Below are 15,215 nucleotides of genomic sequence, written 5' to 3' on the forward strand. Positions count from 1 at the left end.
ACTTTTACGAATGTCTCAAAAGCTATGTCCCTGATATGTACACTTATGAGTCATAAAAGATTGGAATAAAATAACTTTATCAACAAATGTTATAGATAAATATGGTAAAATATACATAGAGTAACAGCTCAAAAAGTAAAATGGTGATTCAAGTTAAAAAAGTACTCATGTGGGTGCTTTTTTTCTCTGTCTTACATACACAAAAGGGGATTTCATCATGAATATTATCAACTTAGAACTAGTACGAAAGAGAAAAATAAAGGAAAATAAAATGATTACAATACCCATTATTGAACGGGTTTTTGAAGTAAATGGAGAAATTCAGTTTGAAGTAGCTGGTGAAAAAGAAATTCCTATTGCTTGGCTAGAAAAGGAATAGATACTTCTGTCCTTTATCTAAACAAGAACCTGTAGTATTCCCACAAGTTCTTGTTTATTTTTTTATAAAAACGAAAGTAAACTTTTGCATATTAGTTTACTTTCATTTTCCCTTAAATATTGACTTTATCGCAATTCCCCCGATATCATCAAAATTTAAAGAAAAGTATACATTCAAAACACTATAAATAAAGAGATACAGAAACCCACGGATAAAAATTTTATTTTAAATAAAATCAATTTATGAATATAAGTAATTTAAATTATTAAAAGTAATTAATATAAAAAACTCTGATTTTAAAAAGATCAGAGTTTTTTTAAATAATATGGTAATCCCTCATATAATAATAAAAAAATTATGATAATTGCGTACTAACATTAATAACAAGTACAACACCTAAAACTAGAATAATCCAAGTCCAATACTTATTTGGAATGAAAAATAATGAAGAGTTATCTTTTATTTGAACTCTTTCTCCGGTTTTTTCATCGACGAGTGTTCGTACATCATCAGATATAAACTTTTTAGTGAAAAAATAATTAATCATCGCTATAAATATAGTCGCAAATATTCCATTGAAAATAAATCCAGGATTATGTTCTGTGTCCACTTGCAAAATACTAAAAAGAATTGTATTTATTATAATCCCTAAAATCCATGCTAAGACTACTAACATTCCTTTACCTCTCCAAAAAATCATTACAATGACCCCTTTCAATTTTTAAATAATTAGACATACATATTACATTATATTAAATTATATTAATTTATGGAGTATTAATCTATTTTAATGCCCTTTCAATCCGTTCTTTTGTATCCTCAGTCAAAAATGGGGTACAGCCGAGATGCATGTAATTTTGAGTCACATACTTACTTTTATTTCCAAATAGACTTAAAATTGGGGTTTTCTCTATTATTTTTGAACTTATTATCATACACCCTAATCATACAATTGAAACGAAGTGTTTTCAGTAGCTAACCAATGGATGATTAGGGTACACCCAAAACTGACAAATTCTTTAACGAAAATAGACAAAACGATATTTATAAGCTCAATAAATTTCGTCTGGAAATAAAAGTAAGCCTGTGACCTATTTTTACACGTATCTCGGTCGAACCCCATGTATGGTTAAGTAGTTACTGAATTTATATATTAAGAACTATAAATTTAGTGATAAACCTTACTTAGTATGTTAATCTATATAACGGCATACAGTTCGTGTGAGAATCGTTTTTTTGATTTCATAATGATTGATGAAATCGATTTCTAAAGGAGCAAATGTTATTTTACTAGAAAGAGAGGGAAATTTAGCACGAAATATTATATATATGATATGTGCTAGACCGATAATATGAAAAAATCAATCTATAAAATTTTGGCTATGTCGCTTGCATTGGAAGTATTTGCAGTTCCGACGTCTTCTTTTGCAGAGAAAGTGAAACAAAAAGAACAAACAGAGTTACATTCAGTAGATGAACAAGCTTTGAAAAGTATTGAGGAGCATATGAAAAACGAGGATGGACGAGGTGATAATGAAGCAGCAATTGTTGAAGATCAAGGGAAACCTGAGGCTGGAAAATCTGCTTTGCTTCGAAGTAGATCTGCCTCAACATTGAAGAAAGGCATGATTAATGATGTTCCGTTTACGGAATGGATTATTCCAAAAGGAAATTCAAATATTCGTCCTGGCTACTCGATGAAACCAAAGTATATTACCATTCACGAGACTGATAATACGAGTGTTGGTGCAGGTGCAAAAAATCACGCGCAATATTTGTATAACCAAGCGACAGGGAATACAGATCGAGGCGCATCCTGGCATTTCACAGTAGATGATAAAGAGATTTATCAGCATCTACCTCTCGATGAAAATGGATGGCATGCAGGTGATGGAACAAACGGTACAGGTAATAGACAATCTATTGCGATTGAAATTGCAGTGAATCAAGATGGAAATTATGATAAAGCTGTGGAAAATGCACGTAAATTAACAGCTTATTTAATGAAGGAACTGAATATATCCTTGGATAATGTAAAAAAACATCAGTACTGGAGTGGGAAATACTGCCCAAGAAACATAATGGATCGTGGTTCGTGGGACGATTTTCTACAAGGAACGAAAGCTTATTATGAAGCAGATTCTCATCCTACAACTAGTGTGAATGAGAATCAAATCGTGAAATGGACAGAGGGAAATTCTGTTTGGACAAATCCTTATGGGCTACCGGATGCTAATTATGTAGGATCTACAAATGATTTTGTCGGTAAAAAAATTCATCTAGTTGAAAAAATGACTTGGAATACAGTTACATGGTACAAATTTAGCATAGACGGTAAAATTATTGGTTGGCTAGATAGTCGCGCGTTAAGCGATTTACAAAACATTCAATCGATTAATCAGGCTTCCATGATGGGGGCAACAACGACTAATGGTATATGGTCGATACCATATGGTGTACCAGGCGCGAATTATTTAGGATCAACGGATTTTTATGCTTTTCGTGATCTTCAGTTAGTAGAAAGTGCTACATATGGTGATATGCAGTGGTACAAATTTAGCATAGATGGTAAGGTGATTGGCTGGATCGATGAAAAAGCATTAGATAATGCTGGAGAAGCAAAACCTGCCAATTTTACGATTACAATCGGTGGAACCTATGACAATGGTATATGGACTTCACCTTATGGAATTACAGGTGCTCAGTATTTAGGCAGCACAAAGGATTACGCTTATCAAACACTTCAGGTAGTTAAGACTGTAACGCAAGGCAATACAAACTGGTATCAAGTAAAGAAAGATGGTAAGTTGTTAGGTTGGATCGATGGAGAGAGGGCTTCAGCTGGTTTAAAGGATATAAAAGATGAAAACTATTCTGTTACAATGGGTTCTTCTTCGAAAGGAGACGGAATCTGGAGTGCTCCTTATGGCGAAAATGGGGCTAGTTGGGTTGACCCTACCAATAACTATAGTTATCAGAATGTGCAAGTTATTCGAAGCGCTACAAAAGAATCAGTTAATTGGAAAAAAATCAAAGTAGGAAATAAAGTATTGGGTTGGGTAGATGCACGTTGCTTAATGAACTAAGCCTCTATTGAACTACCGCCACTTAACGAAATAACTTGTCTAACTTTATGAGGCGTTAGCGTTTAAGTGGGGCTAGTTGACAGTCTTTGTGTAGTCAGAAAACAAGGTAAACGTTTAGGGCGTCCACCTGTTGAAATAACAGAAGATTTTACGGATGCTTACAAGGAATGGAAATCCGATTCAATTACAGCCGTAGGAGCTATGAAAAAGTATGGCATCAAACGTTCTTCTTTTTATAAACTTGCTAAACAGTATGAGGAAAGAATGAAAAAATAAAGAGGCATATGCAAACAAAAACAAACCCTCATAACAGAGAGCTTGTTCTCGTATGTTTTCTACAAGAAAATAGGATGATAGGGTATTAGCTATGACAAATTAACTTTATCATACGTTGAATAATTTTGTATTGAGAAATAAAAGTACCATTTTGTTAAGTTGGAAATACAATTTTCTCACTTTGCGAAGTTGGTAGATCAGTAGTAAGATGTACTGAACTAGCAGTCATTTTTTCCTCTTTGCAGCTCCGTGTATGCGGGGCTGCTTTTTTGTGAAGATTATCAATGAAGGTTGATATTAAGATATTAAGTTTTACATTTAAAAACAAACATACATTGTTATTTACGGTAATAAATACTATGGTTTAAATTGTAAAATAAAATTGGGAAGGTGAAATAATTTTATGAAAGAAAAAATTTTAAAGGGTATAGCTGTTTTTTGTTTTTTAATCATAGTATTGGCTTTATCAGAATACATGATTGATAGTAAAAATATGCGATTAATTGTAGAATTGCCTATAGTTGCCATAGGTGTTGCAATTATTGTTAAATTTTTTAATCAAAAAAAAGCTAATTAACAAATTTAAGCCTTGTATATACGGGGCTTATTTTTTTGGGTAAATAAAAAAGTACTCTTTCGAGTGCCTGTTTCGTTACAGTTCTTACTTTTTGATTTATTTTAAGCATCGCGTCCTTCATCTTCATCGTTAGATGAAAATCCAGCGTAGTCAACATTTACCGATCCACCGTTACCATCGCGATAGGTAATTTTATACTCACCAGCTCCTACCGCTTTACTCTTCCAATCAGTTACACTTCTCCAAGTATATTCTTTACCTGGTTTTATTGTTGTTGTTAAATATTTTTTGCCTGTATCAATGTTCTTTACAGTTATTGTAACATCGTTTTTCCTATTATTTTTAAACCATAATTTAACATATCCATAACCAGGATCTACGTTAAATGAAGTTTCCGTCGTTTTTTTGCCTGATGTCCTACCTTCAAAATCTTCATACTCAGCACCTACTATTGAAGGAAGTGCTACACTAGCTGCTAAAGCTAAAGCTAAAACGGATGTTACTAATGTTTTCTTTTTCATAACTAAATCCCCCTAACTATGATTTGGTACACCTTAAATATACATTCAAATAGCAAAATATGAAATATATGTAAATTTTTATCAAAAATAAATATAATATTCTGGACTTTTTATGAAAAAGAACCTGAAAATGGGTAATTTCCCCCTCGAAAAAGGAGGAATAGGGGTACAGCCGCATGCCCATCAACTTAAGAGCTCGCCTTGGGAATAACTAATTTTTCACATAATTGCTATATGACGGTACTCCGTTCATGTTTGAATTTAGAATTTAAAATCTTCATGTAATGTATTCAATAGTAAGATTATATTTACATTCAATACAAGAAGGAAATTATGAAATAACTTATCTCTTCTATAACAATGATGAAAAAATGACCAAGGAAAAGAAACAATTTTTAAAAGAAGCACCTAAATTTCATAAAAAAATTCTATCATCTTTTATATTTGCAAGATCACCTGTAGTAATAAACGAAGATTACAAGGATTCCGCAGTTATTAATCTGCCCCCATGGACAGGTACCAACATTCAATTCCATATGTATAAAAAAATGGAACATGGTTTATATACGACGTTCCTTTCCAATAATTAAATAATATATCTTATTGATTTATCAAAAAGAATGCTGGAATCCCAGGATTCTTTTTCTATATATCGAAAAAGAAAAAAAGAATCTATTACAGATTCTTTTTTTCAACATATCTTAAACCAGAAAAATGGTAATACCTTTAAATCTTTGTTAGGGGCAAAGATTTAAAAAAGAGTTTAGCTCACTAATAATTTTACACAAATGGAATATATAGTAAATTGATAATATTTACATTGAAAATTCTCGTTATTCAGTTAATTAAATTCTTATTATCCCCATGAAAAAACATTAATATAAAATTTTAACTAATAAGTTTTATGTTTTCATCTAAGCAACTAAATAATTAAATGCCATATATATGGTTAAAAATACACCTAATATTAACTCAAGACCAATAATTATATATGAAACATTTAAATTAAAATCTCTTATGCCTCTATATATCAACATAATCCCTAATAAGAAGAATGTAACATATAAATATTGATCGATGCTAAAAGCTAGAGTAGCAGATAGTAAAATTAAAATTGAAAATAGCCTGTCTATTGTTTTATAATTAATTATTTTTTGTCTAACAAATGATTTCATAAATTCCCTCCTAGTATTATTTTTCCAAATTATAGATATTAGCAAGTGTATTATATCATGAATTTTCAGTTTTTTATGTTATAAATAAAGCTGCTTATCTAAGTTGACATAACTCTACATTATCAGCAGTAACCAAATTCCAGAAAACCCTTCATACCAAGAGTTTGCCAGCCTTCCGTTCCCTCCGCTGTATGCGGAATTTCATACATCCCTGTCACAACAGCATTTGGTAGTTCAAACCGTTCTCGTAGCATGCATGAAGTCCTGCATATCCTTAGCGTATGAAATCCGCGTTTTGCCATCAGTACCCCATGCCCATCAACTTAAGAATTTTATAACACCCCAAAACGAGAAAATTGTACATTTTCACATGAAGATGTCAATTTTCTCGTTTTGGAGGTATTTGTATTTCTTAGTTTGATAGCGATGGTGTCCCAGGTTTGGATATTACGGATTTCCATATTGATGGTTTTGCTAAATTTCATGATCAGTCTACAATTATTACAATGAAAGAAGATGATTTAGAGGAATGGGGTGTTTCAAATAAAGATATTAAAACATTAATGAATGCTAAAAATGCCTTTGGCAAGCCTTATCAGCATGTGTATTTACCAATTAGTAAAAACAATGTAATTTTAGATAATGGAAAAGATTTGGGATACAAAGGTTCATATATAAATTTTTACATTGGGAATACAGTTGTATTAGTTCCGAATTATAATGATCCTAATGATAAAATAGCAAACGATAGAATCCAAAAACTATATCCTGACCGTAAAGTGATTGGAATTGATGTAAGGGAGCTGTATAAAAATGGTGGTATGATTCATTGTGTTACACAGCAACAACCGGTCAGTTTAAAGTGATAGAGTTTGTTACTGTGAATTCCAACATATTCAAAAGTTAAGTATAAAGGGCTACATTAATCTATATCAATTAAGGCTTGGAACCTTTCGGATTTTATTTAAAATAAACTATGCGGGATAAATAATCCCAACGTACATAAAAAAGGAAGACTCTCTAAATTTGAAAGGTCTTCCTTTTTTATGTACATGAATAATGTCTGCTAATGCTTATTGTGTGATTCGGTTCCATTGCTACATAGCCCACATTATAAAAGAAATACAGAAAACTGCCAAATTTCAATCGAGATAACTAGTAATAACACTCATATAGTAAACCCTATTGATACAAGGGTTTCTACTTTAACGTTGTAAATGCTACCCCATTAAATGCGGATTCTTTAATAGGGATCACCATGAACAGAATGGAACAACAGGGCTTGATGAACCAGTTTTAATGAAGTAATCAGGAGCAAAACCATTGTCTATATCGCCACCGTATCCTGTATCACCTACCCAATCCCAAACTGTACTTCCCTTATAAGATTCACCTCTTACATAGCAATATAAGTCGAGTTTATATCCGTCTGGAATATTTCTTTCAGTTCGTGTGCCATTTATCGTTGGAGTCTTACGAAGGTCTAGACCAGCACCATTTGTATTTTGTACTGGATATAATTCAGCATGTGTTACCGCTTGATTAGAAAACAAAATAGAGCCGGCTATTGCGAAGGAGAAAAATGACAATAAGACTTTTTTAAACATATGTTGCCTCCTATTAATTAATTTGTAATGCTTATGAAGAATCTCCTCGTGTTTATGATCATGTGATAGATTGCTTGGTACACACTAGGGGAATTCGTATAAAATAAAAGAATTAATAGATTAAGTTAACGTATACGCTCCACAATCCAAAAATAAGACCGGAGAATTCGATCTTATTTTTCGCATAAGGAGAAACACTAGGATGATAACCGTCATGTTTGTATCATATTATATTAACTGTAAATTTTTAACACTAAAACTAGAAATAATAATGATATCCATATTGAGAAAATAAACACAAAAGTTGTTATAAATTGAATAAATCTGAATGAAAACTCTAGTAGGCCTGACCTGACGCGGCAAAAAAAGAAAATTGTGCGTTAAGGAAATATTTTAAGTTATGAGCCTCTTTATAGGAATTTATTAAGGATGGAAAAACAAAAATAGGAGTCACTATACATGTCATTTTTTAAGCTGATGGCGATGTATGGTAAGGCCTTTAAGGGGTACGGAAACAATTCGTAGATTGAGGGTATTCGAATTAATTGGTTGTTAGGGGGAGCGTAATTCTTCCTATTCTTATAATATATAACAGGATTTTCCATGTATTTTCCCGAATATAGTTATTTTATTTATTAATAAAAAAGGAGAATACATAATGAAATTTCATCCATTATTTTCATTTATAGTTGGGGCACTTGTATGCTCTTTAGTATTTAATTTTTTCACAGGTAAATCTGATTCGGATGTCTTTTTCTTATTGATACTTGGGGCTATTTCGGGTTATCAAATTGGTAAAAATGAAATCCAAAAACAGATAAGCAATATAAATTAATTATGTCAACTTTACATGAGTACAATATAGGGCTACCGCTCCATCGTTATCAACTTAACAAAAATAAACTACCCCAAAACGATAAAGTGAAACTTTAATCAGTGGGGGTTTTCTTCATCCCCCACTGATTATTAGCCCTCCCAATCGGGCGCATGCCAGCAGTTTATCTCCCACCGAACATTCTAGCTACTGGAGCTGGACAATGCTTTCGCTGAATTTTGAGGCGGGAGTATTACTGCCCACGAATAGCGGGATAAAATTGAGAAATTTTCATTTTTTATTTTGGGGTAATTCTACATTCTTAAGTTGATGGGCATGTATGGTGACCCCTATTAGTAAAAAAAGAGTCCTAAATTAATAGAACTCTTTTTTTCTTTAATATAAAATTTAATATTAAAGGTTAACTATATTACTTTCTCCATTAGAGAGTTTTATATAAACTTTAGTTGAACCACTTGGAGCTTTATAATCGGCTTTACCAAATAAACCATCTGAAACTGTCCAAAGTTTAAATGTCTTTGTAGGTCCATTATGCCAGCTTCCATTTTGATAATATTCAAAAGAAGCACTTACAGAACCAGAATATTCACTTGGATAAGACTTATCTGCCCAAATGTTCCAAGTAACTCCTCCACCAACATTTTTATAACTGTCTCCTATACTATGATTTTGAGCTGCTTCTACTTTATTTGGTTCATTAATACCAAATAAAGTGAAACCAAATACGAATGTAAATGCAAGTAACATTGAAACTAATTTTTTCATAAATACCCTCCCAAAAAATTCTTTATAAACCTTAAATTACCATAAAAGATATTTTTATCAATTAATATATTTGATAATTAATAAAATATAAAAGATATTAAAGTTTATTTTTATTAAAAATGTGCGAAGTCTATTAACAGAATTCGCACCAACAATAAAACAATAGCAATCCATAGGAGTTAGGAAAGTGCTTTTTATATGTGGAGTTAAAATTTCACCTAGTTAATTTATTTACTCTCAAGATACTCCAAGTAGCTATAGGGGTCACCATACATATCCATCAACTTAAGAATTTTATAACACCCCAAAAACAAAAAAAATTGTACATTTTCAACTGGAGATGTCAATTTTCTCGTTTTGGGGTATTTGCTTTTCTTAACTTGATGGGCATGTATGGTGACCCCTTAAAAGGAACTTGTAGTGATTGCTACAAGTTCTTTTTGTTAAACTCCGTTTTGTTTGTTATGAGATATACCACAATTTTTATTCTTTACACGTTTGAATAGATTGTTGGTTGAGAAATGATTTGAATCTTTTTCACATGAATCTCCAAAATGACAAATACCTGTAACATAAAAATGCTATAACGGTTTTTAAATAATAGTTTTTTATGATAAATACAGAGGTGACATATGAAAGATAGTTTAGAATACACCCAGAAAAATGGATTAATAGTAAAGCCAATCCATTCTTTGAAACAATCAAAAAGAGGGATGTCCCGATGGAAGTTTAAGCGAGCATGTATCATTTTCCTTATAATCTTCATTTTCCCAATCGCTATTTATTTATATGCGTTTCAGTTTGAACCGAAATCATTGTCCATTACATGGACTGATATCGAAAGTCCTAATATTCCCAAGGGATTTCAGGGTGTAAAGATTGTACAGTTTTCAGACACACATTTCGGACCTAACTTTTCTCATGAACAGCAAAAAAAGCTAGTCGATCAAATAAATGAACTGAAACCCGATATTGTAGTTTTTACAGGTGATTTAATTGATAAGTTTGCAGAGTATGGTTCTGAAAGAAAAGAAACACAAACGATTTTGTCACAAATTCATGCTCCTCTTGGAAAATATGCGGTATTTGGCAATCATGACCGCGGGGGAGGCGGAAGGTATTTGTACAAACAGTATATGGAGGAATCGGGTTTTACTGTTTTGGTCAATGAAACGACAAAAATCAAGGCAAACAATGGTGACTATATTACGATTTCTGGTCTTGATGATTTTTTACTTGGCAAACCAAAGGTACAACCTACTCTTCAGCATCTACAAGAAAAAGATTTTAACATACTGCTAGTGCATGAACCGGATACGGTAGATGAGGTTCTTGCATATCCAGTTGATCTTCAACTATCTGGTCACAGTCATGGAGGACAAGCGCAACTTCCATTTATTGGTCCTATCGTCACTACTAAATTAGCAGATCAATATGTAGAAGGATTGTATTCATTACAAGGGAAAACGAAACCGTTACAACTGTATGTAAATCGTGGTATTGGAACGACAAGAATGCCCTTGCGCTTTTTGAGTAAACCAGAACTCTCTGTCCTTTCATTAAGAAATTCATAACGTTAAGTTAAAATGAAAGATTTGTTAGATATGATGAAGTCAATCTTGCTATATTTAAAATTTGGTTGTACTTAGGGGGATCCTGCTGACAAAAATGAATTACCCTAAAATAATAAAAATAAGTCTTATTATTATAAAAGACACCAAATTTTCGTTTTGAAGGTGACATAAGATCTTAAATTGCTGGCGATGTGGCAGGGTTTCTATTAAAAATGGCACAGAATATGTATTCTGCGTCACTTTTTAATTATAATCGATAGAAAAAGAAATCAATATCGGAGAGTTCACGATGAAAAAAGGTGATAGAGAACGCTATAGTGGAGAACGGTACGAATATGAAGGAGACGGAGATCGGGAATATTTGGGAGCCCTTTTATGTGACTGAATCTTCACGAAGCAAGGACAGATCTGGTACCGGTCTAGGACTAACCATTGCCCAGTCTATCCTGAACCGCCATCAATTTGATTATGGTGTGTCCCTATATGAAGATATCATTCAATTTTATGTTTGTTTTCCGAAGAGTGTTTCTTCCGATACAAAAAGCAACTAGTCATATGTTGATGGCTAGTTGCTTTTTTGTTATTTCACCGAGTTTGTAACATTGGTGTCACAATGTAGACTTATAGTAGATGACAGAAGGAGGTTTACAAGATGAAAAAAGCAATTTGTTATGTGATTATTTCTGTTTTATTACTTATCACGTTTCCCTCTGTGTATTATGCAAAGGGTGAAAAGAAGAAGATAAATGAGGGGCACAAATTTCAATACAGTGACTTCTCATTTGACGTTACACCAGAAACTGGTGAAATCGTCGTGGAGAAGGATGGCGTAAAGGAAAGTGCTTCTCTTCCTGTTCCAAAGAAAAAGGTTGCGGATGTAAAAAAGACAGACCGCCTGGTGTCGTGGAGCTATCCAGACGATAAGATGGAAATCAAGGTAGAGAAAAAGAAATATTATTTGGATATTACGCTGAAATCAGATGGGGCAAAACAATTCGAATGGCCAAAAGTAAGTGCAAACAGTTATACTTTGCCTCTATGGGAAGGAAAGCGTATACCAGCTGATGACCCATATTGGAAAGAATTCTTGAAGGATGAAGAGTTTTCATTTATTGAAAATTTTTCTATGAGGTTCTTTGCATTAGATAAGTCTAAATATTCGATTGTATATATTGCGGAAAATATGTTTAATGATAGCATCCATTTCAATACGGATGGTAATATACAATTTAGCTTTACTCATAAGTTTCCATCAATTAATCCAAATAAGGAGTATGGATTTAGATTATATGTGACGGATTCTGATCCTTCTCAAATTGCACAAGTGTATAAAAACCATATAAAGGAAAAAGGGGAGTTCAAAACACTTACGGAGAAAGCGAAAGAAAATCCGAACATCAAAAAGTTGTACGGTGCTCCTCATATATATTTATGGAATGAGAATGCAATTACAGTGGAGAATATTCGTTGGAATCAGTTGAAGAGCAAACTGGATGAACCGTTTATCGCTTGGATGGAACAATTGCTGAAGCAGACAGAAGACGGCTCCACAGAGTTTGAAGCAGCTATTAGCGAATTGAATAAACAAGAATATATTGATAAATATCAAAAAAATATAATTATTCGTTCGTTTAATAAAGTACTAAAACTAGATCAGTTCTATAATAATGCAATATTCCCGAATACGGACAACGAATCGAAAAAATTGTTGGAGAAAGGAATTTCTCATTTAAGTGAACAAGAACTGTATACACTCAATAAACTATTACTAAAAAGTAAGCTTAAGGATGCAGCAGATGATATCGAGCAGTGGGGTAAACAGGATTCTACTAATTTAATTGAGGACATGCATCAGTCGGGGATCAAACATGCTTGGATTGGTTTGCCAAATTGGTCAAACGGTTTAATGAACCCAGGTATGGTGAAAGAAGTAAATGATTTAGGGTATCTTATTGGTCCTTATGATTCTTATCACTCTATTCAGGAGAATGCAAGCAAAGATTGGAACACTGCTTCTTTTGAAGACAAGAGTTTATACGAAAAGGCGACCATTACAAATAAGAATGGAGAAAAAATAAAAGGTTTCTTAGGAAAAGGAAGAAAACTGAATCCGACTCTATCGTTACCTAGTGTGAAGCAACGTACAGATAGTATTTTACAGAATGGGATTCCATTCAATTCTTGGTTTGTAGATTGTGATGCAACTGGTGAAATATATGATGATTATTCTCCGGACCATATTACAACGCAAGCACAGGATTTGAAGGCAAGGTTGCAAAGAATGGACTATATTGGAAAAGAAAAACATATGGTAGTCGGTTCAGAAGGTGGTAATGATTTTGCAAGCAATGTTATTGCTTTCGCACATGGTATTGAAACACCTGTGATTAAATGGGATGACGAGGACATGAGGCAAAATAAAACGAGTCCATACTATGTAGGCGACTATTGGTCGTCAAATGGTGCAACACCTGAACGTTACAGCAAGACTGTGCCAATCAAACCGTTGTACCAACACATTTATCTAGATCCAGTATATTCTCTCCCTCTTTATAAGCTTGTATACAATGATTCGGTGATTACGACGCATCATTGGGAATGGGGAAGCTTGAAAATAAAAGATGAAGTTGGAAACAGAATGCTGTCCGAGTTATTATACAATGTTCCACCGTTATACCATATCGACAAGGATACGTGGAATACCAATAAAGATATGATTGTTTCCTATGTAAACATCTGGTCTGATTTTCATCAAAAAGCAGTGACAAAACCGATGACAAACTTTAAGATTCTTTCTGAAGATCGTTTAGTTCAATGTACGGAGTTCGGAAAGGATATGAAAGTCATTGTGAATTTTTCAAACAAATCGTTTAAATATAAGGGCGAGGAGATAAAAGGAAAAACAGCTGTTATATATGATGGGCATTCCAAAAAAGTATGGGATGCATCGAAATATTAGAATGCTTTTTGTTTGTGCAAGGAGAGAAGGAGGAGATAATCATGAAAAGGATTGTGTCAGTTCTGGTCCTGATTATTGCGGTTATAGTGGCTTTCCGTGCAATCTATGAGGAGTATACGTATAATCAGGAAGTACGGTAAGTAAAAGAGACAATCACTCATATAGCAAAGCAGTATGATGTACCATCATGGATCCCGCTTTCCATCGCTCAAAACGAGAGCGGATTTAATCCGGATATTGTAGGTGACGGCGGTACATCGTTTGGGCTGTTTCAATTGCATCGAGGTGGATTGGCTCTTTTCAAGTTGACCGATGAAGAACTGAAAGATCCAGAAGTAAACACAAAAATCGCGGTGTCTCATATGGCAGATTCATATAGAAAAGGAATAAAACAAGGATTAGAAGGATTGGAACTTCTCAGATACGTCGCAAATACTTCGGGCTGGCCCGGTAACTTAGGAACAAAATGGACGGATGAAAATACAAAATACAATAAGGGATTGGCGGAAGCATTCTTTGCTTTAACTTCCAGCTAAAATTTGTAGGCGTTTATGTATTCCGGCAGTCAGTGTAAAAACTCATTTATAAAGTCAGGAGATCCTCCCATTTGGGAGGATCTTTCTTTAAAGCATATGTAATTAATGTCCGCTAATGCGTATTGCGTGATTTGGTTCAATTGCTACATAGACCCCTAATATGACTAGCCCGACATTCTATAGGGTAGTCAAAAGATATGAAAATAGAAAATAATCTTATCTACAAAAAAATTTTACTTTGTCCTTAATTACAAGAGTGCTGATATTGGTCCTTATGAGAGAATTGGGTAAATTTCTTGTTTTCTAAAAGGGAATTTCACCGTAATACATAAAGGCCTTAGCTAATTGCACATTACTTTTGGTTTCTTGTACAATATAAGAAAGAGAAATAGACAGGGAGAGGAAACCCATGTCCACAAAATTAGTAAATTTACGAATTGATTTTGCTTTTAAACAGTTATTCGGAACGAAAGGAAACGAAGAAATTTTAACTGGTTTCTTGAATGCTGTTTTAGAGGAATCTTTAGATGCACCCATCACATCTTTACAATTGGAAGATCCACATCTTCATAAATCTTATGAAGATGATAAGTTATCCATATTAGACTTATTAGCAACACTCGACAACGGAACACAAGTGAATATAGAAATTCAGCTTCGAAATACACATGATATGGTGAAACGCTCTCTATATTATTGGAGTAAGCTCTACACATCCCAAATGCAAGAGGGGATGCCGTATCGTTCACTTCGGAAAACAATTACCATTAACTTATTAGATTTCATATTATTTTCTTATGACGACTCATTTCACACCATCGGCCAATTATGGAATGCCAAAACACAACAGATACTAAGTAACGATATTGAAATTCACTTTGTAGAGATTCCAAAATTAGTGAAACAATGGCGTGAAGAAAAAGTA

General features: G+C 33.2%; 14 protein-coding genes and 3 pseudogenes. 11 read left to right on the forward strand and 6 right to left on the reverse strand.

Annotation, left to right across the window (positions count from 1 at the left end; translation table 11 throughout):
- The first annotated feature begins 217 nt into the window (after positions 1 to 217).
- Positions 218 to 379: a hypothetical protein gene (locus BM350_RS27170; protein ID WP_090920137.1), complete on the forward strand. Its 162-nt coding sequence runs from the start codon at positions 218 to 220 to the stop codon at positions 377 to 379.
- Positions 380 to 734: 355 nt separating this feature from the next.
- On the opposite strand, the gene BM350_RS25175 is transcribed toward BM350_RS27170, so the two are convergent.
- Entirely contained in the window at positions 735 to 1,079 is a 345-nt protein-coding gene (locus tag BM350_RS25175; RefSeq protein ID WP_090920141.1) for a hypothetical protein, read from the reverse strand.
- A gap of 652 nt (positions 1,080 to 1,731) precedes the next feature.
- Here BM350_RS25175 and BM350_RS25180 point away from each other — a divergent pair.
- The 3 genes and pseudogenes from BM350_RS25180 to BM350_RS27175 all read left to right on the forward strand — a co-directional run bounded on the left by BM350_RS25180 (position 1,732) and on the right by BM350_RS27175 (position 4,318).
- Positions 1,732 to 3,465 (forward strand): GW domain-containing glycosaminoglycan-binding protein, encoded by a 1,734-nt coding sequence (locus BM350_RS25180; protein WP_090920144.1) that lies wholly within the window; start codon positions 1,732 to 1,734, stop codon positions 3,463 to 3,465.
- 96 nt (positions 3,466 to 3,561) lie between these two features.
- Positions 3,562 to 3,741 (forward strand): annotated as a pseudogene (locus tag BM350_RS25185) (recombinase family protein); the annotation flags it as partial.
- 403 nt (positions 3,742 to 4,144) lie between these two features.
- A complete protein-coding gene (locus tag BM350_RS27175; protein ID WP_170857776.1) occupies positions 4,145 to 4,318 on the forward strand; it encodes a hypothetical protein in 174 nt (57 codons plus the stop codon).
- Positions 4,319 to 4,419: 101 nt separating this feature from the next.
- Here the strand turns inward: BM350_RS27175 and BM350_RS25190 are convergent, their stop codons facing one another.
- From BM350_RS25190 to BM350_RS27940, 3 genes are all read right to left on the reverse strand, one after another.
- Complete coding sequence (locus BM350_RS25190; RefSeq protein WP_090920147.1) at positions 4,420 to 4,839, reverse strand: hypothetical protein; 420 nt, start codon at positions 4,837 to 4,839, stop codon at positions 4,420 to 4,422.
- 914 nt (positions 4,840 to 5,753) lie between these two features.
- A complete protein-coding gene (locus BM350_RS25200; protein ID WP_090920151.1) occupies positions 5,754 to 6,014 on the reverse strand; it encodes a hypothetical protein in 261 nt (86 codons plus the stop codon).
- 122 nt (positions 6,015 to 6,136) lie between these two features.
- Positions 6,137 to 6,268, reverse strand: coding sequence for a hypothetical protein (locus BM350_RS27940; protein ID WP_280141422.1), 132 nt, complete (start codon positions 6,266 to 6,268; stop codon positions 6,137 to 6,139).
- Positions 6,269 to 6,380: 112 nt separating this feature from the next.
- Between BM350_RS27940 and BM350_RS25205 the strand changes: the two are divergent.
- Positions 6,381 to 6,880 (forward strand): annotated as a pseudogene (locus BM350_RS25205) (agmatine deiminase family protein); the annotation flags it as partial.
- A gap of 387 nt (positions 6,881 to 7,267) precedes the next feature.
- On the opposite strand, the gene BM350_RS25210 reads toward BM350_RS25205, so the two are convergent.
- Complete coding sequence (locus tag BM350_RS25210) at positions 7,268 to 7,621, reverse strand: hypothetical protein (RefSeq protein WP_090920154.1); 354 nt, start codon at positions 7,619 to 7,621, stop codon at positions 7,268 to 7,270.
- A gap of 658 nt (positions 7,622 to 8,279) precedes the next feature.
- Here BM350_RS25210 and BM350_RS25215 point away from each other — a divergent pair.
- Positions 8,280 to 8,456 carry a D-alanyl-D-alanine carboxypeptidase gene (locus tag BM350_RS25215; protein ID WP_170857777.1) on the forward strand — a complete coding sequence of 59 codons (177 nt, stop codon included), beginning with the start codon at positions 8,280 to 8,282 and terminating at the stop codon, positions 8,454 to 8,456.
- Positions 8,457 to 8,849: 393 nt separating this feature from the next.
- On the opposite strand, the gene BM350_RS25220 is transcribed toward BM350_RS25215, so the two are convergent.
- On the reverse strand, positions 8,850 to 9,221 hold the full coding sequence (locus BM350_RS25220; RefSeq protein WP_090920160.1) for a hypothetical protein: 372 nt from the start codon (positions 9,219 to 9,221) through the stop codon (positions 8,850 to 8,852).
- A 713-nt stretch (positions 9,222 to 9,934) separates the two neighbouring features.
- Between BM350_RS25220 and BM350_RS25225 the strand changes: the two genes are divergently transcribed.
- From BM350_RS25225 to BM350_RS25240, 5 genes and pseudogenes are all read left to right on the forward strand, one after another.
- On the forward strand, positions 9,935 to 10,795 hold the full coding sequence (locus tag BM350_RS25225) for a metallophosphoesterase (protein ID WP_244548080.1): 861 nt from the start codon (positions 9,935 to 9,937) through the stop codon (positions 10,793 to 10,795).
- 317 nt (positions 10,796 to 11,112) lie between these two features.
- Positions 11,113 to 11,346 (forward strand): annotated as a pseudogene (locus BM350_RS27780) (sensor histidine kinase); the annotation flags it as partial.
- A gap of 101 nt (positions 11,347 to 11,447) precedes the next feature.
- The gene (locus BM350_RS25230) at positions 11,448 to 13,754 is read left to right on the forward strand and encodes a glycoside hydrolase (protein WP_090920166.1); all 2,307 of its coding nucleotides are present in this window, start codon (positions 11,448 to 11,450) and stop codon (positions 13,752 to 13,754) included.
- Positions 13,755 to 13,906: 152 nt separating this feature from the next.
- Complete coding sequence (locus BM350_RS25235) at positions 13,907 to 14,290, forward strand: transglycosylase SLT domain-containing protein (protein WP_244548081.1); 384 nt, start codon at positions 13,907 to 13,909, stop codon at positions 14,288 to 14,290.
- Between the two features lie 409 nt (positions 14,291 to 14,699).
- Positions 14,700 to 15,215: Rpn family recombination-promoting nuclease/putative transposase (locus BM350_RS25240; protein WP_139232935.1), on the forward strand; the 516-nt coding region annotated here is incomplete at its 3' end.

The organism is Bacillus sp. 103mf, assembly GCF_900116295.1.
Lineage (GTDB): Bacteria > Bacillota > Bacilli > Bacillales > Bacillaceae_G > Bacillus_A > Bacillus_A bruguierae.